27 protein-coding genes are annotated in these 24,879 nt (G+C 71.1%); 10 read left to right on the top strand and 17 right to left on the bottom strand.

Going from position 1 to position 24,879, the window contains the following annotated elements:
* Positions 1–203 precede the first annotated feature (203 nt).
* The 4 genes from ACH45E_RS41145 (at position 204) to ACH45E_RS41130 (ending at position 4,770) form a co-directional block, all read left to right on the top strand.
* Positions 204–944 (top strand): LAETG motif-containing sortase-dependent surface protein, encoded by a 741-nt coding sequence (locus ACH45E_RS41145; RefSeq protein WP_361454087.1) that lies wholly within the window; start codon positions 204–206, stop codon positions 942–944.
* 155 nt (positions 945–1,099) lie between these two features.
* A complete protein-coding gene (locus ACH45E_RS41140) occupies positions 1,100–1,837 on the top strand; it encodes a class I SAM-dependent methyltransferase (RefSeq protein ID WP_361454337.1) in 738 nt (245 codons plus the stop codon).
* A gap of 229 nt (positions 1,838–2,066) precedes the next feature.
* Positions 2,067–3,164 (top strand): NlpC/P60 family protein, encoded by a 1,098-nt coding sequence (locus ACH45E_RS41135; protein ID WP_361454090.1) that lies wholly within the window; start codon positions 2,067–2,069, stop codon positions 3,162–3,164.
* A gap of 295 nt (positions 3,165–3,459) precedes the next feature.
* Positions 3,460–4,770 (top strand): fused response regulator/phosphatase, encoded by a 1,311-nt coding sequence (locus ACH45E_RS41130; protein WP_361454093.1) that lies wholly within the window; start codon positions 3,460–3,462, stop codon positions 4,768–4,770.
* A gap of 625 nt (positions 4,771–5,395) precedes the next feature.
* Here the strand turns inward: ACH45E_RS41130 and ACH45E_RS41125 are convergent.
* The 3 genes from ACH45E_RS41125 to ACH45E_RS41115 form a co-directional block, all read right to left on the bottom strand.
* A complete protein-coding gene (locus tag ACH45E_RS41125; protein ID WP_361454096.1) occupies positions 5,396–5,746 on the bottom strand; it encodes a DUF2516 family protein in 351 nt (116 codons plus the stop codon).
* A 99-nt stretch (positions 5,747–5,845) separates the two neighbouring features.
* Positions 5,846–6,442 (bottom strand): hypothetical protein, encoded by a 597-nt coding sequence (locus ACH45E_RS41120; RefSeq protein WP_361454099.1) that lies wholly within the window; start codon positions 6,440–6,442, stop codon positions 5,846–5,848.
* 77 nt (positions 6,443–6,519) lie between these two features.
* Complete coding sequence (locus ACH45E_RS41115; RefSeq protein ID WP_361454102.1) at positions 6,520–6,999, bottom strand: helix-turn-helix domain-containing protein; 480 nt, start codon at positions 6,997–6,999, stop codon at positions 6,520–6,522.
* A 209-nt stretch (positions 7,000–7,208) separates the two neighbouring features.
* Here ACH45E_RS41115 and ACH45E_RS41110 point away from each other — a divergent pair, with 209 nt between their 5' ends.
* Complete coding sequence (locus tag ACH45E_RS41110; protein ID WP_399042592.1) at positions 7,209–7,709, top strand: NUDIX hydrolase; 501 nt, start codon at positions 7,209–7,211, stop codon at positions 7,707–7,709.
* 151 nt (positions 7,710–7,860) lie between these two features.
* Here the strand turns inward: ACH45E_RS41110 and ACH45E_RS41105 are convergent, their stop codons facing one another.
* Positions 7,861–8,154, bottom strand: a complete 294-nt coding sequence (locus ACH45E_RS41105; RefSeq protein WP_361454340.1) for a DUF1330 domain-containing protein — start codon at positions 8,152–8,154, stop codon at positions 7,861–7,863.
* 548 nt (positions 8,155–8,702) lie between these two features.
* On the opposite strand from ACH45E_RS41105, the gene ACH45E_RS41100 reads away from it, so the two are divergent.
* Entirely contained in the window at positions 8,703–9,071 is a 369-nt protein-coding gene (locus ACH45E_RS41100; protein WP_399042590.1) for a winged helix-turn-helix transcriptional regulator, read from the top strand.
* A gap of 470 nt (positions 9,072–9,541) precedes the next feature.
* Here the strand turns inward: ACH45E_RS41100 and ACH45E_RS41095 are convergent, their stop codons facing one another.
* Positions 9,542–10,654 carry an FAD-dependent monooxygenase gene (locus ACH45E_RS41095; RefSeq protein WP_361454111.1) on the bottom strand — a complete coding sequence of 371 codons (1,113 nt, stop codon included), beginning with the start codon at positions 10,652–10,654 and terminating at the stop codon, positions 9,542–9,544.
* Between the two features lie 53 nt (positions 10,655–10,707).
* Here ACH45E_RS41095 and ACH45E_RS41090 point away from each other — a divergent pair, with 53 nt between their 5' ends.
* Entirely contained in the window at positions 10,708–11,400 is a 693-nt protein-coding gene (locus tag ACH45E_RS41090) for a TetR/AcrR family transcriptional regulator C-terminal domain-containing protein (RefSeq protein ID WP_361454114.1), read from the top strand.
* Positions 11,401–11,535: 135 nt separating this feature from the next.
* On the opposite strand, the gene ACH45E_RS41085 is transcribed toward ACH45E_RS41090, so the two are convergent.
* Both ACH45E_RS41085 and ACH45E_RS41080 read right to left on the bottom strand, forming a co-directional pair.
* Positions 11,536–12,030 carry an HAD domain-containing protein gene (locus ACH45E_RS41085; RefSeq protein WP_361454117.1) on the bottom strand — a complete coding sequence of 165 codons (495 nt, stop codon included), beginning with the start codon at positions 12,028–12,030 and terminating at the stop codon, positions 11,536–11,538.
* Between the two features lie 12 nt (positions 12,031–12,042).
* Positions 12,043–12,666, bottom strand: coding sequence for an RraA family protein (locus tag ACH45E_RS41080; protein WP_361454120.1), 624 nt, complete (start codon positions 12,664–12,666; stop codon positions 12,043–12,045).
* Positions 12,667–12,821: 155 nt separating this feature from the next.
* Between ACH45E_RS41080 and ACH45E_RS41075 the strand changes: the two genes are divergently transcribed.
* On the top strand, positions 12,822–13,709 hold the full coding sequence (locus tag ACH45E_RS41075) for a nitroreductase/quinone reductase family protein (protein ID WP_361454123.1): 888 nt from the start codon (positions 12,822–12,824) through the stop codon (positions 13,707–13,709).
* A gap of 30 nt (positions 13,710–13,739) precedes the next feature.
* On the opposite strand, the gene ACH45E_RS41070 is transcribed toward ACH45E_RS41075, so the two are convergent.
* From ACH45E_RS41070 to ACH45E_RS41035, 8 genes are all read right to left on the bottom strand, one after another.
* Positions 13,740–15,770 carry an AAA family ATPase gene (locus ACH45E_RS41070; RefSeq protein ID WP_361454126.1) on the bottom strand — a complete coding sequence of 677 codons (2,031 nt, stop codon included), beginning with the start codon at positions 15,768–15,770 and terminating at the stop codon, positions 13,740–13,742.
* 50 nt (positions 15,771–15,820) lie between these two features.
* Complete coding sequence (locus tag ACH45E_RS41065; protein ID WP_361454129.1) at positions 15,821–16,447, bottom strand: TetR family transcriptional regulator; 627 nt, start codon at positions 16,445–16,447, stop codon at positions 15,821–15,823.
* A gap of 9 nt (positions 16,448–16,456) precedes the next feature.
* Positions 16,457–17,476, bottom strand: coding sequence for a phosphotransferase family protein (locus ACH45E_RS41060; RefSeq protein WP_399042602.1), 1,020 nt, complete (start codon positions 17,474–17,476; stop codon positions 16,457–16,459).
* Between the two features lie 85 nt (positions 17,477–17,561).
* Positions 17,562–18,272: an HAD-IA family hydrolase gene (locus ACH45E_RS41055; protein ID WP_361454135.1), complete on the bottom strand. Its 711-nt coding sequence runs from the start codon at positions 18,270–18,272 to the stop codon at positions 17,562–17,564.
* 40 nt (positions 18,273–18,312) lie between these two features.
* Entirely contained in the window at positions 18,313–19,455 is a 1,143-nt protein-coding gene (locus ACH45E_RS41050) for an aminoglycoside phosphotransferase family protein (protein WP_361454138.1), read from the bottom strand.
* 98 nt (positions 19,456–19,553) lie between these two features.
* Positions 19,554–20,387 carry a winged helix-turn-helix domain-containing protein gene (locus tag ACH45E_RS41045; protein WP_361454141.1) on the bottom strand — a complete coding sequence of 278 codons (834 nt, stop codon included), beginning with the start codon at positions 20,385–20,387 and terminating at the stop codon, positions 19,554–19,556.
* Between the two features lie 226 nt (positions 20,388–20,613).
* Positions 20,614–21,348, bottom strand: a complete 735-nt coding sequence (locus tag ACH45E_RS41040; RefSeq protein WP_361454144.1) for an HAD family hydrolase — start codon at positions 21,346–21,348, stop codon at positions 20,614–20,616.
* The gene (locus ACH45E_RS41035; RefSeq protein WP_361454343.1) at positions 21,348–22,226 is read right to left on the bottom strand and encodes a GntR family transcriptional regulator; all 879 of its coding nucleotides are present in this window, start codon (positions 22,224–22,226) and stop codon (positions 21,348–21,350) included. Before ACH45E_RS41035 ends, ACH45E_RS41040 begins: the two co-directional genes overlap by 1 nt.
* Positions 22,227–22,439: 213 nt before the next feature.
* Between ACH45E_RS41035 and ACH45E_RS41030 the strand changes: the two genes are divergently transcribed.
* Entirely contained in the window at positions 22,440–22,622 is a 183-nt protein-coding gene (locus ACH45E_RS41030; RefSeq protein WP_361454147.1) for a hypothetical protein, read from the top strand.
* Positions 22,623–22,657: 35 nt separating this feature from the next.
* Here the strand turns inward: ACH45E_RS41030 and ACH45E_RS41025 are convergent, their stop codons facing one another.
* Positions 22,658–23,353 carry an HAD-IA family hydrolase gene (locus tag ACH45E_RS41025; RefSeq protein WP_361454150.1) on the bottom strand — a complete coding sequence of 232 codons (696 nt, stop codon included), beginning with the start codon at positions 23,351–23,353 and terminating at the stop codon, positions 22,658–22,660.
* Between the two features lie 153 nt (positions 23,354–23,506).
* Between ACH45E_RS41025 and ACH45E_RS41020 the strand changes: the two genes are divergently transcribed.
* The gene (locus ACH45E_RS41020; protein ID WP_361454153.1) at positions 23,507–23,695 is read left to right on the top strand and encodes a hypothetical protein; all 189 of its coding nucleotides are present in this window, start codon (positions 23,507–23,509) and stop codon (positions 23,693–23,695) included.
* 28 nt (positions 23,696–23,723) lie between these two features.
* On the opposite strand, the gene ACH45E_RS41015 is transcribed toward ACH45E_RS41020, so the two are convergent.
* Positions 23,724–24,632: a GntR family transcriptional regulator gene (locus ACH45E_RS41015; protein WP_361454156.1), complete on the bottom strand. Its 909-nt coding sequence runs from the start codon at positions 24,630–24,632 to the stop codon at positions 23,724–23,726.
* Positions 24,633–24,879: the final 247 nt, after the last annotated feature.

The following is a 24,879-nucleotide window of genomic DNA, read 5'->3' as shown; positions in this document are numbered from 1 at the left end:
CGCGCGGCCGGCGCGGCTCGCACGGAGCCCACTTGGCGGCATGCTCATGACCGTCGCTTGACCGGCCGGAAAGCAGTCGACAACCACCCCTTCATCGGCTTTTGACCTGCGCCGATACAACCTTTGACAGCGGCGTCACGGGGCTTGTACACGTGACGGGCCTCGGCTCAACAACCCGTCACCCGTACCCCGTAAGGACAAGCGTGTCCCTCTCCCGTCACGCCACCAGGGCGGCCCGCGTCATAGGTACCTCGGCCGCCGCGGCCGCGCTCTCCGTCGCCGCCGCCCACACCGCGCTCGCCTGCACCATCGGCGACTTCTCCGCGGAACCCGTCTGCGACGGCAAGGACAAGGGCGTCATCCGCGTCACCGACAAGGACGCGTCCGGCACCCCGGCCACCATCAGCCTCTACATCCAGCTGAGCATGCCCGGCGGGGAGCGGTGGGTCGACACCAAGACCATCGACCACCCGACCGCGGACGGCGTGAGCGTCGACCTCGTCCCCCTGGACTGGTACCCCGGACAGACGTACCGGGTCCACGTCAAGGCGGGCGACAAGGTCGACGAGGACATCAAGCCGATGGTGGTCGTGCCGGACGTGACGTGCGAGGCCTCCGCCTCTGCTTCCGCCTCCGCCTCTGCTTCCGCTTCCGCCTCGGCGCCCGCCCAGCCCTCGGCGTCGTCGAAGCCCTCAGCCGGCTCCTCCGCCGGCTCCGCCGCGACGCCGACCCCGCTCACGATCCCCTCGCAGAGCGGCAGCGGCGCCGCCCCCACGCCGGCGGCGAGCAGCGCCCCGTCACCCGCGGGCGGCGGCACCCACCTCGCCGAGACCGGGGCGGGCAACGGCACCACGATGGTCGCGGGCACCGCGGCCGCGCTGGTCGTGGCCGGTGGCGGCATCGTCCTCGCCCTGCGCCGCAAGGCGGCACACCGCTCGCGCTGAGTCCTGCCCCGTACCCCCACAGGCGGCCGCATACCCTCATAGGTATGACACCCCGCTCGACGCCCCTCCCCCACGCTCGGCTGCGCTCGAGCGGGGGGACCCCCGTCGTGGGAACGGTGACGCGCGGGACGACCAACCCCAACCGGCTGCGCCGTATGGACCGCTGGATCGCGGCCACGCACGGCGCGGCACTGCGCCGGGCCGCCGACCCGGTGGCCGTCGACCTCGGCTACGGGGCGGCACCCTGGACGGCGGTCGAACTCCTCGGCCGCCTCCGCACGGCGGCGCCCCGCGCGCGTGTCGTCGGCGTCGAGATCGAGCCCGCCCGTGTCGCGGCCGCCAAGCCGTACGAACGGGACGGGCTCGCCTTCCGGCACGGCGGGTTCGAGATTCCCCTCTCCGTGCGGCCTCAGCTCATCCGGGCCGCCAACGTCCTCAGGCAGTACGACGAGGACGAGGTGGCCGCCGTCTGGCAGCGGCTGTGCGCGCGGCTCGCCCCCGCGGACGGGCATGCGCGGGGCGGGCTGCTGGTGGAGGGCACCTGCGACGAGATCGGGCGGCGGCACGTATGGGTCGCGCTCGGCCCGGAGGGTCCGCGCACGGTCACCTTCGCGGCCCGGCTGGGCTCCCTGGAGCGCCCGTCGGACCTGGCCGAGCGGCTGCCGAAGGTGCTCATCCACCGCAATGTGCCGGGCGAGCCGGTGCACGCCTTCCTGCGCGACTTCGACCGTGCCTGGGCCGCCGCCGCGCCCTACGCCTCCTACGGTGCCCGTCAGCGCTGGATCCGCTCGGTGCGGGACCTGGCGGCCGACTGGCCGGTGACGGACTCGCCGGTGCGGTGGCGGCAGGGGGAAGTGACCGTGGCGTGGAGGGCGTTGGCGCCGCGCCGCTGAGTCGCGTCGCCGAGTCGCGTCGGCGACCCGCAGGTCACCGGCCCGGTCACCGGCCCAGGGAACGATCTCTGTGAGTCGTACGTCACAAAGACCGGGAGATCGTCATGCCGGGGCGGGGAAAGGGGCAGGCACCCCACCGGGCATGACCTCTGTCGTTTTGCGCCGGGCCGTGGCACGATCCCCAGGCGTCCGTAAGTTACTGACGGTAAATCAGTTTGGGGGCAGGGGTATGGGGACGGGCAAGCGCTGTCTGCTCACGGCCGCAGTGACCGTGGTCTGCGCGGTCACCGTGCTGGCGGCGCCGGGCACGGCGTTCGCGAGCCCCACGCCCACACCGACGGCCACGCCCACACCGGCGGCCTCCCCCAGCGCGTCCCCGACCCTCCCGCCGAACAAGGACCTCGAGAAGGTCCGCGAGAAGCTCGACGACCTCTACCACGACGCGGCCGTCGCCACCGACGAGTACAACGCCGCCGAGGAGAAGGCCGACAAGCAGTCCGCCGAGATCGTCGAGCTGGCGAAGAGGATCGTCAAGGGCCAGAAGGACCTGGACAGGCTGAAGGACCGCGCGGGAGCCGCCGCCCGCGCCCAGTACCGCACCGGAGGGCTGCCCGACGCGGCCAAGCTGATGCTCAGCGACGACCCGGGGCAGTTCCTCGACGGGGCCGGGCGGGTGCTCCAGGGCCAGCGGGCCACCAAGGGCCTGATCGCGGAGATGACCCGCACCCAGGCCGACTTGAAGCAGTACGAGAAGGACGCCTCCGCCCAGTGGGACAAGCTGGAGGCGAACCGCAAGGCCAAGGCCGCCGCCAAGAAGAAGATCAAGAAGCAGATCGCGGCCGCCGAGAAGCTCGAGGGCCAACTGCAGAAGCAGGACAAGGAGAAGCTCGCCGAGCTGGAGCAGCGGGCCGCCCTCAAGGCGCAGACCTCATGGCTGGACACCGGCATCCTCGACGAGATCAAGGGCAAGGCGTCCGAGCCGGACAAGAAGGCGGTCGAGTTCGCGACGAACCAGATCGGAAAGCCGTACGTGTGGGGCGCGGAGGGCCCGAAGTCGTACGACTGCTCCGGCCTGACCTCACAGGCCTGGGCGAACGCCGGCCACCCCATCCCGCGCACCTCGCAGGAGCAGTGGAAGCAGCTCAAGCACGTCGACGTGAAGGACATGCGCCCCGGCGACCTGATCATCTACTTCGACGACGCCAGCCACGTGGCGATGTACGTGGGCGACGGCGCCATCATCCACGCCCCGCGCCCGGGCCGGACGGTGACGCTCGCGGGAGCGGGGACGATGCCGATACTCGGGGTGGTACGGCCGGACGCGTGAGGCAGATGTCCGTAAGGCGGGGAATGGTCTAAGACCGGCGTGATGTACGCCATGTGACTCAATGCACCCCCAACAGCCGCCCAAACCCTGGTGGGACGTGACCTTCGTCATTCCTGTTCCAGTCCCACCCTGTCCAACTGCGGTACGGAACGCGGCATATGACTCCGGCCGACTGCCAAGCGGCCCAGCTCACACCATTCCGTTGCGGTGGCGAGTACCGCTATGGTCCCCAGTCGGGTGGGTCGAGGTCCCTCGCCCCGCCACGCCCTCGGGGGGAGGGAAGGAACCCAGGACGATGCCCGCACCCATACCGCGGCAGAGAGCAATCCCGGCCGCGGAGAGTGGTCAGGCGCAGACCGCCGAGCCCAGCGCCGGCGGTCCCCTCAAGGAAGAGGCCAACCGCGACACGGCCGCCGCGCACACCACCGCAGCCGGCACCACTCTCACGCTGCTGCTGATCGAGGACGACCCCGGCGGCTCGCCGATCGTGCCCGAACTGCTGGACTCGGCCGGCAAGCCGATCCGTGTGCGCACCGCCCGCAACCTCACCGAGGCCGGGCGGCTGCTCACCGACGACGTCCACTGCATCCTGCTGGACCTCGCGCTGCCCGCCCCCGGCGGCACCGGCGCCGACGACGAGCTCGCCGTGCTCAGGCACGTCCTCGAGATCGCGCCCCGGCACGCCGTGCTCGCGCTCACCGCCTCCGGTGACGCCGAGCGCGGCGCCGAGGCCGTACGCGTGGGCGCCCAGGACTACCTCTTCCGGGACGAACTGGACGGCCGGCTGCTCAGCCGCGCCATCCGCTACGCGGTCGAGCGCAAGCGCTCCGACTCGGCCGAGCGGCGTCTGGCCGAGGGCCGCGTGCGGGCCCAGGAGAACCGCCGGCTGGAGCGGGGCCTGCTGCCCACGCCCCTGCTGGAGGGCTCCTCGCTGCGCTTCGCCGCCCGCTACCGGCCCGGCCGCTCGCGTGCCCTGCTCGGCGGCGACTTCTACGACTGCGTGCGCACGCCCGACGGCACCGTGCGCGCCATGATCGGTGACGTCTGCGGCCACGGCCCGGACGAGGCGGCGCTCGGCGTGGAGCTGCGCATCGCCTGGCGGGCGCTGACGCTGGCCGGGCTGTGCGGGGACGAGCTGCTGAACACGCTGCAGCAGGTGCTGGAGCACGAGCGCGCGGACGAGGAGATCTTCGCGACGCTCTGCACGGTGGACATCTCCCCGGACGGCCGCAGCGCGGGACTGTGCCTGGCCGGCCACCCGTCCCCGCTGATCGCCCGCCCCGGCCGGCCCGCGGAGCTCCTCCCCTACGACAACAACGGCCCCGCCCTCGGCCTGCTCCCCGGCGCCCGCTGGCCGCGGATGCAGGTGGAGCTGGGCTCCGAGTGGAGCCTGATGCTCTACACCGACGGCCTGATCGAGGGCCGGGTCGGTGAGGGCGGGGAGCGCCTCGGCCAGGACGGCATGGTGGCGATGGTCCGCCGCCAGCTCGACCGCGGCCTGACCGGCGAGCACCTCCTGCGCACCGCGGTCAGCGAGGTCCGCGACCTCAACGGCGGAGAACTGACGGACGACGTGGCGGTGGTCCTGCTGGACCGCGTGCCGTAGCGCTTGCCGCTGGGCCTGCTTGTCCCAGGCTCAGCGACGGTCCCGCCGGCCGGGGCACCGCGCCCCGAGGGGAAGCACAGGGCCCGGCCGCCGCCAGCCCGAACGCCGCCTGCCGGGCGCCCCGGCAGCCGTCCCGCCGGGACCGCACACCGCAAACCCGCCGACAGCGGCCACCGCAGCACGGCCTGCCGACGACCGGCCACCGCCGACCCGCACCGCTCCTGCCGGACGACCCGGCAATGATCCCGCCGGAACCAGGTACGGCAAACCCGGCCGGAGGCTCAACGGCCGCAGCCGCGCACACCCGTCGGCGACCGGCTACCGCCGGCCCAGGCGCCTGCCGGACGACCCGGCAACGGCCTCGCCGGGACCGGGTGCCGCAAACCTGACGGGAAGCCGCAGCCGCCGCCGCACGGCCTGCCGACGACCGGCCATCGCCGGCCCGAACTCGGCCGCTGCGCTTCCCGGCGGGTCTGCGGTATCTGGTCCCAGCGGGGACCGATGTCAGGCGCTCCGCAGGCGCCGCCTGCCGACGACCACCGGCCACCGCCGACCCGAACGGCGCCTTCCGTGCGACCCGGCAGCCGTCCCGCCGGGACCGGATGCCGCAAACCCGGCCGGAGGCTCAGCGGCCGCCGTTGTACGGGCCGTACGGGCCGTCGCTGCTGCTGCCGCCGCGGCGGCGGCCCCAGCCGTTGCCGCCGCCGGAGACCTGGCGCACGGCGGGGCGGACGTCGACGATGTAGACGATGCTGGCGACCAGGCCGGCGATCGGCAGGATGCCCAGGATGGAGAACAGGTAGCTCACCACGAGGGCGATACTCAGGATGATCAGCCAGAACACCTTGTTCTGCTTGTCGGCCGCGCGGAAAGCATCCTCGCGCCGGAGTGCGGCGTCGACGAGCCCGAACGCGGCGAGGGCCATCAGGACGATCTTCAGCAGTCCCAAGAACCCCGCGAAGCCCAACATCAGCATGCTGCCCACCGCCCGTTGTCTGCCATCCCTACGCGGCCACCGTACCCGCAGAACGGGCCGGACACCCCAGGGGTGCCCGGCCCGTACACGCGCCGTCGGTCACTTCGCGGGCGGCGTGGTCTTCTTGGCGGTGGCGGCCTTGCGCGCCGGTGCGGGCGCCTTCTTCGCCACGGGCTTCTTCTCCGCGGCAGCCTCGGGCTTGGCCTCGGCCGGCTTGGCGGGCTTCGCGGCGGCCGGCTCGCTCTTCGGCTCGACCGCGATGGCGAGCTCCTCGATCTCCTCGGCGGCCTCGCCGCGCCAGCCGCGCACGGTCTGCTCGCCGTGCTCGGCGACCTTCTCGTAGGTCTCGCGGGCCTTCACGGCGTACTCGGCGGCGACGCCGACACCGCGCAGGGCCAGGTCCTGGGCCGACTCGCCGAGCTTCTTCAGGTCACCGTCGATGGTGCCGAAGAACTCGGTGACCCTGGTCTGGAGGTTCTCCTGCGCCTCCTTGGCCCGGGAGGCGGCCTTCTCCTGCACGGCCTTGGGGTCGGTGTTGCGCACGGCGTCGATGCGGGCCGGGGCCTCGGCGCGCAGCTGCTCGACCAGGGCGGGCACCTTCCTGGCCTGCTGGAGGGCCAGGTCGGCGGTACCGGCGGCGAAGTAGAGCGGGGTCGGGTCGCTGAGGGTCTTGCGCAGGTCGTCGGTGATGGCCATGGTGATGGTCCTCCCGGATTCACGTTCGGCTGAGGGTTTTGGGGTCCGCGGCAGGCCGGCCAGTGCCCTGGTCCGGTTCAACCGGCCGTCTGCCGCGGATCTGTGCCGGCATCGGCGTCATCGCCGTCAGCCGTGCGGGTGCCGCGCACGGCGGCGGCGCCGCTCGTGATGTCCTCGTCCGTGCTCTCCTCGCCCGCGGCGTCGACCCCGAATCCGTTCTCTTTCCGAAAGGACTCGTAGATCTGCAGGAGCACCTGCTTCTGCCGCTCGTTCAGCGTCGGGTCGGCGATGATGACGGCACGCGTCTCCACCTCGTCCCGATCGCGCTCGGCGTCGAGGATCCCGGCCCGCACGTACAGCGTCTCGGCGGAGATCCGCAGCGCCTTGGCGACCTGCTGCAGCACCTCCGCGCTCGGCTTGCGCAGGCCGCGCTCGATCTGGCTCAGATACGGATTGGACACCCCGGCGGCATCGGCGAGCTGCCTGAGCGAGAGCTGGGCGTTTCGCCGCTGCTCGCGCAGGTACTCACCGAGATTGCCGACGTTGAGCGATGCCATGACTCCACCTTGCCTCATTCGCGCTAACTATTGCAAGCACCTGCTTGCAATAGTGTGTCGTGTCACGCCCCCGGCTGGATGAGCTTGAGCACGACAGGTGTCGTATGTGCAGGACAACTGTCGTCATCCGGGTGCAGGTGCCTTTGGGGCCGACCTCCGCGAGTCGCCGGGAAACGGCGTTGTCGGTGGGCTCTGCCAGGGTGTGCGTCGTGGATGAACTGGTGGAGCGTGTCGACGGTCAAGATCGCGTGCTGGGGGTGGTCAGCCGTCGGGAGGCCATCCGGGAGGGCTGGCTGCACCGGGTCGCCGTGACGGTGTGCCGTGACGAGCGGGGACGGATCCTCGTCCACCGACGGTCGGAGCAGGTATCACGCTTCCCCGGACTCTATGAGGTCGAGGTCGGTGGCGCCGTGGATGTCGGCGAGTCCTATGAACAGGCCGCCGCGCGGGAGCTGGCCGAAGAGCTGGGCATACGTGCGCTGCCGCGCCTGCTGTTCACGTTCCTCAACCGCAGCGGCTTGAGCCCCCACTGGCTCGGCGTGCACGAAGCCGTGGTGCCGGACGCCATGGTCCCCGATCCCGATGAGGTCGCCTGGCATGGTTGGCTGACCGAGCCGGAGCTCGACTCGGCCCTGCTGGAGTGGCGCTTCACCCCCGACAGCCACGAAGCCTTCAGCCGGTATCTCGCGTTCCGGACCGCGCAGTCCTGACCTCTCCCGCCTCGCGGGCTGGGACAACCCTCGCCGAACGCACCCCCGCCGATGCCACCGGCCTGACGCTTTCGCGACGGTGCGGCGCGCTGACGGGCCGGGGTGATCCCCACAGCCGGCATCGTGTTCCTCCCTGACGCGGCATCGGTCGTCAGTCGAGGCCTTCGATGATGCGGAAGTCGCGCTCGACGCCGTCAGCAAGTACGGCCAGCGCCTCCTGGTAGGCCGCACTCGCGCGTGCGGCGACCGCCTGTTCGAAGCTGTCGAACTCGATCAGGACGGTGCGCTCGGCGATTCCGGCGTCGTGTGCGACGACCCGGCTGCCGCGGGAGAGCAGCCGCCCGCCCGCGTCCTTGACGGCTGGACCGGCCAGCTTGTCGTAGGCAGCAAGCCTCTCAGGGTCTGCGATGGTGCGGTAGACGCTGACCCAGTAGCCCTTGGCCACGGTGTACCTCCTGTGTTCGGAATTGATGATCAGAAGCATGCTCAGATCCATGGCCGGCTCGCTGTGGGTCAGCGAGCCGGCGGAGACGGCGTCGAAGGCGGACGGCTTCGATCAACCGGCTGGGGCTGCGATCGGATGGGGAGATGCCGCCAGGACTGGCCGGGCTCTCACAGGAGCAGTTGGACCTGCTGGGCACCGGCACCCTCGCCGTGAGCGCGCAGGCCTCATCGGATGACCGTGCGCACGATCGCTGCCTGGCCGCCGACTCGGATCCGGTGTCCCGTGCGGTCGCGGTGGGCGGTCGCTGTCATGGTGGACGGGCTGCCGAGGTGATCGCCTCCGTCGGCCCGGGCTTTCAGGAACGCCGCCTCTCACCCAGGTCGTCAGGGCAGGTGCCACGACGGCCTCCTCCGTTTCGATTTCCGAAGCGGTCACCGATGCTAGCGTGTCGGAATTCGAAGCATCAACCCTGGAGAGCTGGACATCCCGACATGGCAACACCCAGACCTGGCAGTCCTGTTCGCGGCTCGACCACCGGCCGCCCCCTCATGGCCGCACTCGATCTGTTCGGGCGGCGGTGGAGTCTGCGCATCCTGTGGGAGCTTCGCGCGGGTCCGCTCGGATTCCGCCCCTTGCAGAAGCGGTGCGACGACATGTCCTCCAGCGTGATGCGGCAGCGCCTGACCGAACTGCTGGATGCCCAGGTGATTCACCAACTACCGGACAGCCGCTACGAGCTCACCCCGCTGGGGCAGGAGGCACGCCACGCCCTGAACCCCCTCGCCCGCTGGGCGGAACGCTGGGCGGCCACGATCGACCCGCACGGGGCGGACCACACCGACGACCAGTCCGCCGGCCGCGTCCCACATCCGGACACCGTGGGCGACGGGGCACCGGAGAGGGGTTCCGCGGACTGACGTCCCGCCCCGCCTCGGATCGGAGGCGGGGCGGGACCGCCGGGGCACGAGGTTGCCGTGGCTCGGCCGAGCGCCGGGGGCAGGCGCGAAACCTTCGCCCATCCTTCTGCTTCGGATTCTCGATCAAGTCCCGGGGGCGCACGTCGATCAACCAGGTCACCGGCGAAGTCCAAGGCCACGAGCGGCTGGTCCTCTTCGAGACTCTCGAAACCGTGCAGGCGCCTCGTCGACACCAGCCCGTGATCTCGCCCCCGGCGTACTTCCACGTCGCCGTCCACCGGTCCGGCCAGCCATCGGAGATGTCCAAGGCACCCCGCCCCGCGTCCAGCGCGACCGGAACCAGCAGGTCCGTCCACGTACAGCGGTGGGACCACAAAGGGCGCCGGGTATCGCTCATGCTCCCAGGGAAGCCGTACGGCTCCCCTGGGAGGGGCAGTCTTCGAAGTTGACGACACCTACCGTGCTCAGTCTCAGTGGACTCGGTCGAAGAGCGCGAGTGCTTCGGCAGGGTCCTGGCTGACGAGGCGTTCCAGACCGGCCGTCGTGATCTTCGCCCACCGGCCGGCCCGTGCCCACATCTGTTCCTCGAAGGCGCGGACGGTTTCGTCCAGATCTCCGAGGCCGGTGGCGATGGACTCGGCGAGTTCGGCGCCCTCCAGCATCGCGAGGTTCGCGCCCGCGCCCAAGGGGGGCATCAGATGGGCGGCGTCGCCCAGGAGCGTCACCCCGGGGACGTGGGTCCAGGTGTGGGACACGGGCAGGACGTGGAGGGGGCGGTGGGCGAAAGCGGTGCCGTGGCGGAGGAGGTCGAGGACGGGAGCGGCCCAGCCGTCGAACAGGGTCAGCAGGCTCGATCGCACGGCCTCGGCGTCGGCCAGGTCCAGGTGCGCGTGCCAGTCCAGTGGCGCGCGGAACTGGGCGTGCACCTTGACGTGGCCGCCGCTGTTGCGCTGGGCGACGAGCTTCCGGTTCACGCCGTACACCGCCACGGAGCCGTCGCCGATCAGCCCGGCGAGGTCGGGGTGGCGGGTGTCGACGTCGTCGAGGGAGGTCTCGACCGTGGTGACGCCGGTGTAGTGCGGCGTCACCGGCGAGACCGCCGGGCGGGTCCGGGACCAGGCGCCGTCCGCGCCGACCACGAGGTCGAACGTTTCCTGGCGCCCGTCCGCGAAATGGACGAGCACGCCGTCCCGGGCCCCGGGCACCACCTGTGTCACGCCCCGACCCCACTGGACGTCGAGAGGGCCGAGCAGCAGGTCACGGAGTTGCCGGCGGTCGATCTCGGGATTGGCCCGGTCATCCGGACGGGGCCGCCAGTCGCGCAGGACGGTCCCGTCCGTGTCCAGGATGCGCATGGCCTGCCCCTCGGGACGGGACAGCGCCTCGAATTCCGCCAGCAGCCCTGCCTTGGCCAGCGCGAGCTGGCCCAGCCCTTCGTGCAGGTCCAGCGTGCCGCCCGGGGGGCGGGCGTCGGGCGCGGGATCACGTTCGAGGACGGTGACGGGGTGATCGTGGCGGTGTAAGACGCGGGCGAAGGTGAGGCCGCCGGGACCGGCCCCGACCACTGCGATGCGATGTCTCATGCCGATACACTGTATTTCCCCAATACGATGCATCGCAACACTACGATGTGACCATGACTGTGTGGGACCGGCCGGAGCCGCCGACTCGCCCCGTGCCGCTCGACCGGGAGCGGATCGTCGCCGCCGCCGTCGCGCTGGCCGACGAGGGCGGGCTGGAGGCGGTGTCGTTGCGCAAGGTCGCCGCCCGGCTGAACGCCGGCCCGATGCGGCTGTACGGATACATCTCCACCAAGGAGGAGCTGTTCGACCTCATGGTGGACGAGGTCCAGGGCGAGATCCTCCCCGAGGAGCAGCCGGGTGACTGGCGGGAGGCGCTGCGCGTCCTCGCCCACCGCACCAGGCAGACCGCTCTCCGCCACGAATGGCTGGCCGACCTGCTCGGCGGCCGCCCCACCCTGGGCCCGAACGGCCTCGCCGTGACCGAGGCCACGCTCGCCGCCCTCGACGGCCTCGCCGGCATCGACACCGTCATGCGCGCCGTGGAGACCGTCAGCGCCTACTTCACCGGCGCGATCAGGCGCGAGATCGCGAACCTGCGGGCCGAGCGCACCACGGGCCTGTCCAAGCGCGACTGGCAGCGTGCCTCCGGCGCGCACGTGACGAGGATGCTGGCCACGGGCCGCTTCCCGGCACTGGCCAAGGCCGTCCACGACGGCACGGACGTGGACGCCGAGACATCCTTCACGACCGGCCTGGACTGGGTCCTCGACGCCGTGGCCGCCAAACTCACCCAGCCGCCGGCGTGACGCCCGGCTCCGGCCGCGCGAGCCTCGGCCTGGCCGCGATGGGACGCCGCTCGCGACGGGTACGACGGCGGGGGCGCTGGGCGTTCCTGCTCGCGGTGCTCGTGTGCGCGGTCAGCGGCCTGCTGTTCACGCGTACTACGGGCGCGCGCCGGGAGCCCGAAGCCACTCCCGCACCACGCTGAAGTCGGTGTCCGTGAGTCCGTGGCGGGGCTCGACGCGGTGGAGGAGGGCCCGCCCGGGGTGGTGGGCGGCGACCCAGGCGCGGTCGGTCCCGGTGAGTTCGTCGTCCAGCCAGACGAAGGGGCGGCCGGCCGCCCAGGCGACCAGCGGCCGGGTCTTCCAGTGGAGGCGGCCGGGGGATTCGTCCTCGTCGAGCCAGTCCACCACGGGCAGCGGGGGCAGGCCGAGCCAGGGGGCGACGAAGGCGTTCGCGTCGTCCAGCCAGGTGGTGGCCCACACCAGGGCGCAGCCCAGCGCCGCGAGCCGGGGGCCGAGGGCCGGGTCGATCCGGGTCAGCAGGGGGTTGTCGGCGACGGCCGCCGCGGGCACGGAGGGCGACTCGTACACGGGGTACGGGTCGTCCGCGCCGAACGGCAGCAGCGTTCCGTCGATGTCGAGGAAGAGCAGCATCGCCGGCCAGGATCAGCCCTCATAACCCTCCGCGGCGAGGATTTCGTCGATGCGGGCCCGGTGTGCCGCCTCCCATGCGTCGAGGCTCTCGGCGGCCTCCTTCGCCAGCCGGGCCCGGGCCGCCGTCAGCACCTCGGCCCGGCGGGCGGACGGCACGACCACGATCCCGTCCTCGTCGGCGACGACCACGTCCTCGGCTGCGACCTCGGCCCCGCCGCACCGCACCGGCCGGTTCAGCGGCCGTACGACGGACTTCGCGCCCGGTATCGGAACGACACCGCGCGCGAACACCGGGAAGCCCATCTCCCGGATCTCGGCGAGGTCGCGGACCACCCCGTCGGCGACGAACCCCGCGATGCCGCGCCGCCTGGCCACCGCGCACACGTTGCCGCCGGCCAGCGCGTACTCCAGGTCGCCCGACTCCACGACGATGACCGAGCCGGGCCGCGCACGGTGGATCGCGGCGTGCAGCATGAGGTTGTCGCCGGGCGGGCAGCTGACGGTGTACGCCGGCCCGGCCAGGTGCGGGACCGGGTCCCACAGGGACCGGATGCCGAGACCCATGACCTGAGCACGGCCCAGGAGGTCGGCGAGGGTGGTGGTCGGGATGGCCTGGAAGTCGGTGGCGTCGGTCATGAGGGGACGATAGCCTCCCGATCATGACTGCCGGGTCGGCCTTGTGCCGTGAGCGAGTTGGGTGCCCGGCCTCTGAGTGAGGCCGCGGCGGGCCAGGAGCCCGCCTCTTCCTCTGCGTCCGTGAACACCGACCGCAGAGGAAGAAAGCAGAGAGAGTGCCCGACGACTTCAGTCCGGACTTCGATCCACACGACTTCGATCCACACGACTTCAACCGACGCGTCATCGACGAGTTCCGCGCCCACCACGGCCGCGTCGGCGGCCCCTTCGAGGGCGGCCGGCTGCTGCTGCTCACCACCACCGGTGCCCGCACCGGCACCCCGCACACCACACCCGTCGGCTATCTCCCCGACGGCGGCGACCGTGTCCTGGTGATCGCCTCGGCGGGCGGCTCGACCCGGCACCCCGACTGGTACCGCAACCTCCTCGCACATCCGCAAGTGACCGTGGAGAGCGGCGTGTTCACGTACGAGGCACGCGCCGTCGTCCTGGCGGGCGACGAACGCGAGCGGGCCTTCGCGCGGGCGGTGGAGGCCGACCCGGGCTGGGCGGAGTACCAGCGCAAGGCGGGGCGGGTGATCCCGGTCGTCGCGCTGGAGCGGATCGCCACGTCCGGCCCCGGACACATCGAGGCCCGCTCGCCGGGCGAGGCGATCAGGCTGGTCCATGACGCCTTCCGGCGCGAACTCGCCCTGATCCGGAAGGAGATGGCGAGCGGCGGCAGCTCCCTCGGCGCGCAGCTGCGGGTCAACTGCCTCACGTTCTGCCAGGGCCTGCACAACCACCACACCGGCGAGGACACCATGATGTTCCCGTTCCTCGCCGAGCGGCACCCCGAGTTCGCCCCGGTCCGGGAGCGGCTGCGCCTGGAGCACGAACGGATCGCCGTGCTCGTCGGCGAGCTGCGCCGGGCGGTCGCCGCCGAGGACCCGGCCGAGGCGCGCGCCGAGGTCGTACGGCTGACCAAGGAGCTGGAGGACCATCTCGACTACGAGGAGGAGCAGTTGGTCCCGCTCCTCGACGCCGCCGGCACCGACCGGTAGCCGCCCGGTAGCCGCCCGGTGGCCGCCGCGTCAGAAGGGCAGCGGCCGGGCGTGCACCACGTCCAGTCGTGAGACCGCGCGGGTGAGCACCACGTACAGCCGGTGCAGCCCGCGTTCCTCGGCCTCGGCGACGGCGGCCGGTTCCACGGCGACGACGTGGTCGTATTCCAGGCCCTTGACGACGGTCGCGGGCACCAGCGTGACGCGGGCGCCGAGTTCGTCCGGGCCCGCCGTGTCGATGCCGGCCGCCGCGAGGGCGTCGCGCACCCGGGTCAGGTCCGCGTCGGCCGTGATGACGCCGACGGAACCGTCCCGGGTGAGCGCGTCCCGTACGGCCGTCACGGTCGCGCGGAGGACGTCGTCGGCCCGCCGGATCCGCAGCTCGCCCTCCGACCGGAGGGAGCGGGCCGGGGGGACGGCGACGTCGAGGCGGGCCAGCAGCCGGTTGGCGAGTTCGAGGACGGCGGCAGGCACCCGGAACCCGGTGGTCAGCGGCACCACGGCCGCGTGCGGCTTGCCCATGTGCCGCAGTTGCACGTCCCAGGCCCGCGCGGCCCACGGCGTGGTGCCCTGCGCCAGGTCGCCGAGTACGGTCAGCGAGCCGAAACCGGCCCGGCGGGCGACGGCCCGGCACTCCATCGGGGAGAGATCCTGCGCCTCGTCGACGACGATGTGCCCGTATCCCTCGGGGTGCTCGATCAGCCCGGCGGCCTCGTCGAGGAGGACCAGGTCCGCGGCCGACCAGCGGGCGGACTTGCAGGAGCGCGGCGGGCGGGCCCACAGCAGCGCCTCCTGCTCGTCGGCGTCGAGGAGGCCGTCGGCGGCCCGGGCCAGTTCGGCCGGGTCGGTGAGGAGCCCGGCGACGACCTCCTCCGGCCGGACCCTCGGCCAGACCGCGTCGACGTACGCGCTCAAGCCCCGCGCCCGCTCGATCTTCCGCACCCAGGCGGGCGGGCGGGGCCCGGTACGCCGCTCGGCCTGCGCCTGGAGGCAGCGCACCACCCGGGTCCGTACCCGCTCGCGCCCGACGGCGTACGGCGGCTCCTCGGCCCGCACCCCTTGGACGATATCCACCAGTTCGTCGGCCGTCATCCGCCACCGGTACGAACCGTCCGCCACGGCGAGCGACTCGACGCCCTCGGCGGACACGCGCGCGTACAGCGCCCGGCGCAGCACCTCGGCCATGCGGGCGTCGTGCTTGACGACGGCCGCCCGCTCGGTGTCGGTGCCGGTGACCGGGTGGAGGGCGATCTCCTCGAGGAGGGTGGACTGCCGTACGCCGGTCTCGCCGAGGGAGGGCAGCACCTCGGAGATGTAGGAGAGGAAGGTGCGGTTGGGGCCGAGGATCAGCAGTCCGGAGCGCTGGACGCGCTGCGGGTGGGTGTAGAGCAGGTAGGCGGCGCGGTGCAGGCCGACGGCGGTCTTTCCGGTGCCGGGAGCGCCCTGCACGCAGACCGACTCGGTGAGGCCGCCGCGTACGAGGTCGTCCTGCTCGGGCTGGATGGTCGCGGCGATGTCCCGCATGGGGCCGACGCGGGGCCGCTCGATCTCGCGGGCGACGATCTCGCCGCTGCCCGTCTCGCCCCTGCCGAGGTGCTCGTCCTCCAGCCCGGTGAGGTCGGCGGAGTCGCCGCGGCTGCCGGGGGTCCAGCCGAAGCGGCGCCGGACCGCCACTCCCCGGGGGTCGCGGGCGCTCGCCTGGTAGAAGGCGCGGGAGACGGGGGCGCGCCAGTCGACGACCAGGGGCGGGGCGGCCGGGTCCTCGGTGATCCGCAGCCGGCCGACGTGGTAGTTCTGCCCGGCGTGCTCGGGGTCGGTGTGGTCGAAGTCCAGCCGCCCGAAGAACAGCGGGCCTTCGGGGAGTTCGCGCAGGGCCTTGGCATGGCTGCGCAGCCGGTACCCGAGCACTTCGGCGTCGGCTCCGGAGGCGGAGACGTCCTGGCCGGTGACGACCTGCTGGTCGGCACCGGTGGCCATGCCGGCGAGGGCGGCGCGGCAGGTGTCGTGGAAGGAGCGCTCACGGCGCAGGGAGTCCTGGAGGGCGAACTCGGTCGACGTCATGCGCCAAGCGTAGCGCAATAACGCAACCGAGTTACATCTTTTACCGAGTATCAGTTGTTGCCCGTGGCCTCCCCGAGCCACGGCAGTCCGGCCTCCAGCAGCCCGAACGCCCGCTCCGCCGCCGCCATCGCGTCCGCCCGCACCTCGTCGACCCGCTCCCCCGCCGCGATCCGCCGCCAGTTGTCCTCCGCGAGGATCCGCCGCACGGCGACGATCTGCCCGGCGGCCAGCCGAGCGTCCAGGTCGCCGCCGAGCGCCCCGGCGAGCGCGGCCTCGGACCGCCGCAGGTACTCGTGCATCCGCGCCACCAGGGCCGGGGTGCCGTACAGCAGCCGGTGGAAGGCGAGTACCTCCGGGTGGTCGTTCAGCCCGGTGATCGGATCGCACTGTCCGAGCCCGTCCAGGAAGTGCCGCCGCAGCGCCCCCAGCGGCGAGGCCGCGCCGGTCACCACACGGGCGGCCTCGTCCTCGTGGTCGGCGATCCGGTGCAGGACGAGGTCCTCCTTCGCCGGGAAGTACCGGAACAGCGTCGGCTTGGAGATCCCGGCCGCGGCGGCGACCTCCGCGACGGAGACGGCGTCGAAGCCCTTCTCGAGGAACAGCCGCACGGCGATGTCCGACACGTCCTTGTACATCCGCCGCTTCTTGCGCTCGCGGAGGCCGATCTGCTCATCCATGGGGTGAGCCTACGCAGGGACGTACCCGGGGCTCCTTCCGTACTCGCGCTGCCGGCGCACGAGTGCCGTGGCGATCTGCCGGGTGCCCGGGACCGACTCGAGCCCCAGCCACAGGGCCGCGTCGGCCAGCACGCGGCGCAGTTTCAGTGCCGCCTGGGCGAGCTGCCGCCAGTGCGGTTGTGGCCAGGAGCCCAGGGACAGGGCCACCCGGATCACGTCGGTGATGAGGGACTGGGCCCGCTTGTAGCCGAGGAGCAGCGGCAGGTCGTGCCGCCAGCCGGCCGCGCTGCCGGGGCGGACGCGGTCCACGGTGTCGGCCCACTGCTGGGCCGCGGCCCGTGCCTGCGCGGGCGGGTACCGCATCAGGTGCAGATGGGTGGCCAGGTCGTAGAGCGGGTCGCCGATCACGGCCAGCTCCCAGTCGATCGTCCACAGGCGCCGGCCGGCGTCGACGATGAGGTTCTCGCGGTGCAGATCGGCGTGGAGCAGGCAGAAGCGACGTTCCCGCAGTCCCGAGACACACTTGCGGAGATGCCTGAAGGATTCGGCGGTCACGCCGAGGTCCTGGAAGAGCCCTTCGAATTCCGGAAGGTTCGCCCGGTAGACCTGTTCCTCGGTGAAGCGGACGAGCCGTTCCAGGAACCCGTCGCTGTCACCGTCCTCCGGCCGGTCCTCGGATATACAACGGCGTTGCACCGAAAGGCTTTCGTGGGGCACTTCCACCATCTGGCGGAACAGGCCGATGATCTGCCTGAGGATCTGGTCAGGCACCGGGCAGCCCGCCCCGAACAGCTCTCCAAGGGTCCGTCCCTCGATGAACCGCTGCAAGATGGTGCCGCCGATTTCGATGACGTCCGGGATCCCCGATATACGCCCCGAGAGCGCACAGAGCAGTTGCTCCTCGGACGCGAAGCATCTTCGGTCGAACCACAGAAGTCCTGGCCGCGGATCCCGGCACTTGTACCTGGCTCCGCCCGGGAGAGGGAAGACATAGGTTTCGTGGTGATATCCCCGAAGCGGTCCGATCACGGAGTTCGCGTCGTCGGTCAGCTCAGCCGCCTTCAGACGAGCCTGTGAATTCCCCACAGCGGGCCCCTCTCGGTCACCCCGGCGTTCATTCCCTCTGCAGCACCGCGCGGTAGGAGTCCACGACGATCGAGGCACCTGCCGCCCGAAGGCCCCGTATCTTGCGCTCGTTCCGGCCGTAGCCGACGAACATCACTCCCGCGCGCCGTGCCGCCTGGAAGTCCGAGCCACTGTCCCCGATCATCACCGCGTCCTCGGGCCCGAGACCGAGCCCGTCGAGTGCGCGGAAGAGTACATCAGGGTCGGGCTTCATCAGACCGGGATCGGGCGTGCGCCCCTCGATCGTCTCGAACCGGTCGAGCAATCCGGCACGGGAGAGGTAACGACGCGCCGCCGCAGGGGAGTTGTTGGTGACGATCGCCAGGCGATGGCCCCGGTCCGTCAGGCGCCGTACGAGGGTGTCGGCGTGCTCGGTGGGCCACGCCGTCTCCGCGGCGGCCACTTCTCCCTCGGTGAGGTACTCCTCCAGCAGGGCCGGCAACTCCCGTACGGCTCGCTCCCGCCGGGCCCGGTGCACGGCCCGCAGCACCACGTGCGGATCGGGGCTTTCCCGTTCCTCGTCGGTGAGGACGTCTCCCGCGCCGTACTTGGCGACCAGGCCGCGCAGTTCGTCCGCCAGCGGCGCCGACGCGCCCTTGGGAAACAGCCGGCAGACCGGCCCGTCGAAGTCGAACAGCACCCCACGCGACTCCTCGATCAGCCGCCGCGCCGCCTTGCCCGCCTCACGGTCGTCAGTCATGCCGTCTCCTCTCGTCCCAGCCGCTCCTGCCGCTCCCGTCTCAGCCGCTCCTGCCGCCGGCCCGCAGCAGTCGCCGTTCCGCGTCGGCCGTGTCCCACTCGCGCAGCGCGTCGACGACCGCCTGCTCGTCCCCGACCTCGTCGAGGAGTCCCAGTGGCTCACGCGCCCGCTGGAGAGCCCGTCGGACGCGTTCGGCCGCGAGACCGAGGTCCCGTTCACCGGGGTGGTCCGGCAGCAGCAGCGCGGCCCTCATCACGTCCGGGAACACCGACTGCGCGTATTCGAAGCCGAGGTAGACGGGCAGGTCGGTCTCCATGCCCGCGGTCGCCGCCTCATGACCCGAACGGCGCATGGCGTCCGTCCACATACGGACCATCAGCTCCTGCTCCGCCTTGTCGTAGCCCATCCGAACCAGATGGGTCGCCACGTCGTGCAACGGATCGCCGAACAGGCAGAGTTCCCAGTCGATCACCGACAGACCCTCGCGACGCTCGCCCTCCGGTGCGGGCACCACCACCACATTGGCGCGGTGGACGTCCGTGTGCAGCAGGACGAAGGGACGCGGGGTCAGGACCGGCACCGAACTCATGAAGCGGTCGATCGCGTCCTCGGGGATGCCGATCGCCTCGAAGAGGGCTCCGAAGCGGGGCTGATTGGCGTGGTGCACCCTGTCCCTCGCGAACCGCGCGATCCACTCCAGGAAACCCCGGCTGTCGTCCTGCCGCGGCCAGTCCGGCGGGAGCGGCGGCAGCTCGTTCTCCGTGACATCGGCCAGGTCCGCGAAGAACTGGGCGAGCGCCATGAGCCGTTCGCTGCCGATCGGGCCCTGAGGCACGGCGTCGGCCAGGGCCTGTCCGTCGATGTACTCGTGCAGTGACCATTCTCCGAAGTCGGCCAGGCAGCGGGGGACGCCACTGACGTGGGGCTCCAGCGCACGCAGCACCTGGGCCTCGCTGGACCAGATCCGGGGCACCACCTCGATCGTGGGGAAGGGCGTGCGGAACTTGGCGAGATGCCGACCGGACGGCTTCCGGAGGAGGAAGGCCAGCGGCTGCCGCAGTGCTGCGATGCGGTTGATGTTGTGATGGCCGGAAACCACCTCCCCGTCGGGGCTGCGGCGCCGCGCCTCCGCGAAGAAGCGCACGAGGGACAGGTGCGCTCTGCGGGGCAGAGGGTGCGACATGCGCGCAGACAATAGCGTGTGGGAGGGCCCTTCTCACGTCATGCCACTATGCGGACGCCGCGACGGCACCGCGGGGCCGCCGATGCCTCGTGCGTGCTTCAGGCGACGGTTTCAGCCTCGCTCAGACGTTCCCAGTACGACTCGAAACTGGCTCGCATGGTCGCGAAGACCCGGCCGTCGTGCGACTCCGTACCCTCCGGATCCCTGCGGTGGTGAGAGAGCAGCGAGCCGAGGCCGAGCACGTCCAGTGCCTCGACGGCTGTTCCGTCGTCCAGGGGGATCTTGCGTTCGAGCAGCTCGTACAGACCGAACAGCAAGTCGTCGTCGTTGATCAGATACAGCTTGTGCTGGGGGGTCATGGGCACCCGGCGGATCTCCACGTCGGCGTCCACACCCATGCCTTTCAGCTTCGTCATCAGGTCCGTGATCTCGATGGCGTACCTGCGGGCCATGGTTCGCCAGCGCTGCCAGACCCGGTCGTCGTCCGGGTTCGTGGCCGCGGGGTAGGCAAGCTTCACCGTCTCCGAGGGCAGCAGTATGCGCATCCGCACCAGCTCGGGGGGCCTGATCTTCCGGGTGGTCACCCGCTCGACCTGGACCATCAGATGGTTCCACAGCGTTTCGGAGGTCAGCGCGAAGGTGGCCAGCCTGACCTCGGGCTGTTCGAAAGCATGGTGGATCATCGAGCCCAGCGATGCGGTCCCCTGCCGGGCGGGGTGCCGGTCAGGTGGTTCCACCTCGGGCACCTTCAGGACGCGCATACCACTGCCCTGCCGGGACTCGACCCAGCCCTCGTCCGTCAGCTTGCGCAGCACCCGCTGGATGGTGTCCCGGCTGACGCCGAACTCCTTGGCCAGTTCCGCCTGTGTCGGCAGTTTCTGGCGGGCCCGGTAGGTCCCGTTCGCCAACTGCTCACGGAGCGAGGACTCCACCAGAGTGGATGCCCTTTCTCCGCCGTCTGCACGTCCTGAGGTAGCCACAGGTCGAACCTATCCCCCAGCGCACAAGGAACGCACTACATCTGGCCGGTCAATCACTCCTATTGGACCGATGGTTGACGCCGACCGCTGGAATCATGCCGGTCCCGGCTCAGCCGCATTAGCCCGATTGGCGGGAAAGTGGCACGCCGAAGGCGTGGAACCGCCGGCTGCCGCCCGGTCAACTGTCCCGCAGAACCCGCAGCAACGGTTCGAGCGACGCCACCACCACCTCGGACCCCGCGTCCCGCAACCGCTTCGCGCTCGCCTCGCTGGTCGCATAGCCGATGAAGGGCACCCCTATGAGCGCCGCGGCGGCGAAGTCGGTGGGGGCGTCGCCGATCATCACGGCGGCGGCGGGCTCCGCCCCCATCGCGGTCAGCGCGCGGTTCAGGCAGTACGGGTCGGGCTTGAGCCGGCTGAGGTCCTGGGTCCGGCCGTAGATGTGCGGGGCGAAGCAGGACAGCAGATCGCGGCCCTCCAGGTATCTGCGCACGACCCGGGGGGAGTTGTTGCTGGTGATGGCCAGTCGTGAGCCGACCGCGGTCCAGGTGCGGATCAGCACGTCCGCGTACGCGGTGGGCATCGCCGTGGCCGTGGCGAACAGCTCCTCTCTGGTGAGCCGCTCCTCCAGTTCGCCGATCAGGTCGCTGCCGGGGTGCCTGCGGCCGACGGCCCGCAGGAGTTCGTGCGGGTCGTCCGACTCCTGCGCGGCCCCCGTCAGCAGCGCCCGCAGGCCCCGCTCCCCCAGCCACCGGCTCAGGTCACCGGCCACCTGCCGTGCCGAATGGCGGGCGAAGAGACCGCAGATCGGCCCGTCGAAGTCCCAGAGCACGACCCTCGCGCCCGCGACCAACTTCCGCAGGGTCGCGCTTCGTTCCGTGTCCCAGTGGGTCCGTGCCGTATCAGAAGTCACTAGGAGAGTGTCAGGTCCGTGGTGATGGTTTCCCAGAGGGCGTCGAACCACTTCTGCGATTCCTGCACGAACGCCGCGTCCCGTTCCCCGGCGCTCTTCTTGAAGTGGAAGAGCAGGGACTTGGAGCCGAGGGCGTCGTACATGTCGAGCGTCTCGCTCCCCCACTCCTCCTCGCGCCGGGTCAGCGTGTAGTACCCGATCAGCGCTTCCTCGCCGTTGAGCAGGTACATCTTGATCGGCGGAGTGAAGGGAAGCGCGCGGAAGGTCACCCGCACGTCGATACCGTGGGTCGACCGCAGGGACCGCAGGTTGTGCTGGAGGACCTGGCCCTGGGCGTTGCGCATTCCGAGCCAGCGCCGGTGGACGGGGTCGTCCTCGCCGCGCCCCTCGACGGGCACCGGGAAGGCGAGCGTGATGTTCCGGGACGGTACGAGGATCCGGACGTCGATCGTGTCGGGGCGGAACCGGCCTTCGTGGATCAGCCGCAGCGGCTCACCGAGGGCCACCATGAAGGTCTCGGCCGTGTGGCAGACGACGTCGATACGGGCGTGCGGGGCGGCGAGTGTCTCCGTCAGCCTCGGCGACAGTCCGACCATCGTCGGCTGGGGCTCGCCCCGGGGCGCGCTCGGCTCCGCGATGCGCGGCGGACTGCCCTTGCTCATGTTGGTCAGCAGCCCGGCCTCGTGCAGGACCCGCAGCGCCTGGCGCACGGCACCGCGCTCCACGCCGAACTCCTCGGCGAGCTCCGCCTGTGTGGGCAGCCGGTCGCCCGCCTTCAGCTCGCCGACTCGGATCCGCTCCCGCAGGACGTCGGCGATCTCCTGCGGCGAGAACCTCTTGCCGCGGTCCACTGCCACGCTCTCCTTGGTCACGACCAGAACGCTACAACCTTGATCCATCTATGGGGAGTTGTTTCATGGTTGTTTATAAGTATCGACCAAGCTCCCGCAACCTGGTCATAGTTGGACGCCAACCTGTTTTCAGTCAAATCACCAGTCAAACTTCCCGTGTTGGTTAACCGATCATAGGGTCAGGGCACTATCCCGATGTCCAAGTCAGTCCAATTGGACGACTGGTTGACAGGGGGAGTCATGATCATCACTCAACTGATGGCGGCAGTCCTCACCATGGGCTTCGACCACATGATCCAGAACCGCTACGGGGGAGTCGGCATGCTCGCGCTGCTGCTCATCGGAGCGGGGATCAAGGCCAACAACTCGACCTGCTCCTCCCTCGGCGCCGTGCTGCTCGTGCTGCTGATGACCCAGGCCTGAGACTCAGATTTGACTGGTCCCGGTCTGCTCCCGGTCTACTGCCGGACAAGTCGCAGCAGCGTCTCCAGCGTCCGTACGACGTGCTCGGCGCCGGCCGCGCGCAGCCGATTCTCGCCGGGGTCGTCGCGCGCATAGCCGACGAACGGGATGCCGGCCCGGGACGCGGCCTCCCAGTCCGAGGGGGCGTCCCCGATCATCACGGCGTCCGCGGGGGACGTCCCGGTCGCCGTCAGGGCGCGATTGAGGCAGGACGGGTCGGGCTTGAGGAGGCGCAGGTCCTGGGTCCGGCCGTAGATGTGGGGGGCGAAGCAGCCGGTCAGACCGCGCCCGGCCAGGTAGGCGCGGGCCGCCCGCGCGGAGTTGTTCGTCGTGATGGCCAGCCGGGCGCCGACCGCGGACCAGGTGCGGATCAGGGGGTCGGCGTACGCGGTGGGCATCGCGGAGGCGACGGCCTGGAGCTCCTCCTGGGTGAGAAGTTGCTCCAGTTCCGCCACCAGGTCGGTGCCGGGGTGCCGGTGCTCCACGGCGCGCAGCAGGACCTGCGGGTCCGGCGACTGGCGCTCGCCCTCCGTCAGCAGCCCGTGCAGCCCCCGGTGCTCCAGCCACTCCACCAGCTCGCCGGCCACCCGTTCCGCGCTGTGCCGGGCGAACAGGCGGCAGATCGGGCCGTCGAAGTCCCACAGCGCCACCCGGGCCCGGGCGATCACGTCCCGCGTCGTATCCGAGGTCACCAGGAGAGTGTCAGGTCCGAGGCGATGGTTTCCCAGAGGGCGCAGGTTGTTTATGGATGTTCGCCAAGTGGGGACAACTTAGGCAGAGTTGGTTGCCAACTTAGTCCAGTTGGCGGAAGTTTTGCTTCCCGGCAACCTGAAGGGGGAACCACTGTGCCAGCCCTCGCCCTTGTCTCCGCGGTCTTCGTCGTCGGCTTCGAACAGATCGTGCAGTGGAAGTACGGTCCCACCGGCATCGTCGGTCTGCTGATGCTCAGCATCGGCCTCAAGGCCAAGAGCCCGGCCGTCAGCTCGGCCGGCGCCGTGCTGCTGGCCGTGCTGCTCGCAGGCCCCGCGCTCTGATCGCGCTCCGATCCACTCTCCGATCCGCTCACCCCGTGAGTACGAGATCCGAACTGATGGTCCCCCAAAGGGCGTTGAACCACAGGCGTGACTGCTCCACGAAGGTCGCGTCCCGTAGTCCGGCGCCCTGCTCGAAGGCGAACAGCATCGAGCGCGTGCCCTCGGCGTCGTACAGCTCCAGGTGCTCGTGCTCGATCTCCCGCTCGCGCCGCGCGAGGGTGTAGTACGCGAACAGCGCCTCGCTGCCGTTGAGCAGATACAGCTTGACCGGCGGGGTGAACGGCAGGGCCCGGAAGGAGACGCGCACGTCGATGCCGTGCGTGGCGCGCAGTGCCAGCAGGTTGTGCTGGAGCACCTGGCCCTGGGCGTTGCGCTGGGCCAGCCAGCGCCGGTGCAGCAGACCTGTCGCCGAGCCGTCCACCGGGGCCGGGAAGGCGAGGTCGATGTCCCGGCTGGGCAGCAGGACGCGGACGTCGACCTTGGCCGGTTTCAAGCGCCCCGCGTGGATCTGGCGCAGCGGCTCGCCGATCGCGATCGTGAGCGAGACCGCGGTCAGGCACAGGGCGTCGATCTCGACGTGCGGGGCCGCGAAGGCGGCGGACACCCGCGAGGCCAGGGCCACCATGGTGGGCTCGGGCGGGGCGGGCGACCCGGCCAGGGCATGGCCGTGGCCCGGGCCCCGGGCCACGGTGGCGGGGCTGCCCTTGGTCACGTTGGTGAGCAGCTGCTCCGACTGCAGGATGCGCAGCGCCTGGCGCACCGCCCCGCGCTCCACGCCGAACTCGTCCGCGAGCCTGGCCTGCGTGGGCATGCGCTGTCCCGGCCTGAGCACTCCGGACCTGATCCGGGCGCGCAGTTCGTCGGCCACCTCGGTGTGTGACTTCTGTGGCCGTGGTGCCCTCTTCCGTCCATTGGCGGAGGCGTGTTCCGGGTCCACGGTCGAACAGTACAACTTCCCGCCATCTTGCGGGAGTTCAGTGAAAGGTGGTTATGAGCCGCTTCCAAGCGGAGATAAGTACTGTGGAGTTGGCAGCCAACTTGGAGAACATGGTTGATCCCCGGTTGGTTGGCCCACCGGGTTCCCTTCCGGAGGGGAGCCGGGAGCCCGGCCCGAGCACAGCCACAACCGAACAGCGACAACTCAACACGGATGCGCACAGCCACAACTGAACAAGCACCGCTAC

Source organism: Streptomyces sp. NPDC020299 (genome assembly GCF_044387825.1).
GTDB lineage: Bacteria > Actinomycetota > Actinomycetes > Streptomycetales > Streptomycetaceae > Streptomyces.
Note: the sequence above shows the minus strand (reverse complement) of the source record. Positions and strands in the feature narration are given on the sequence as shown.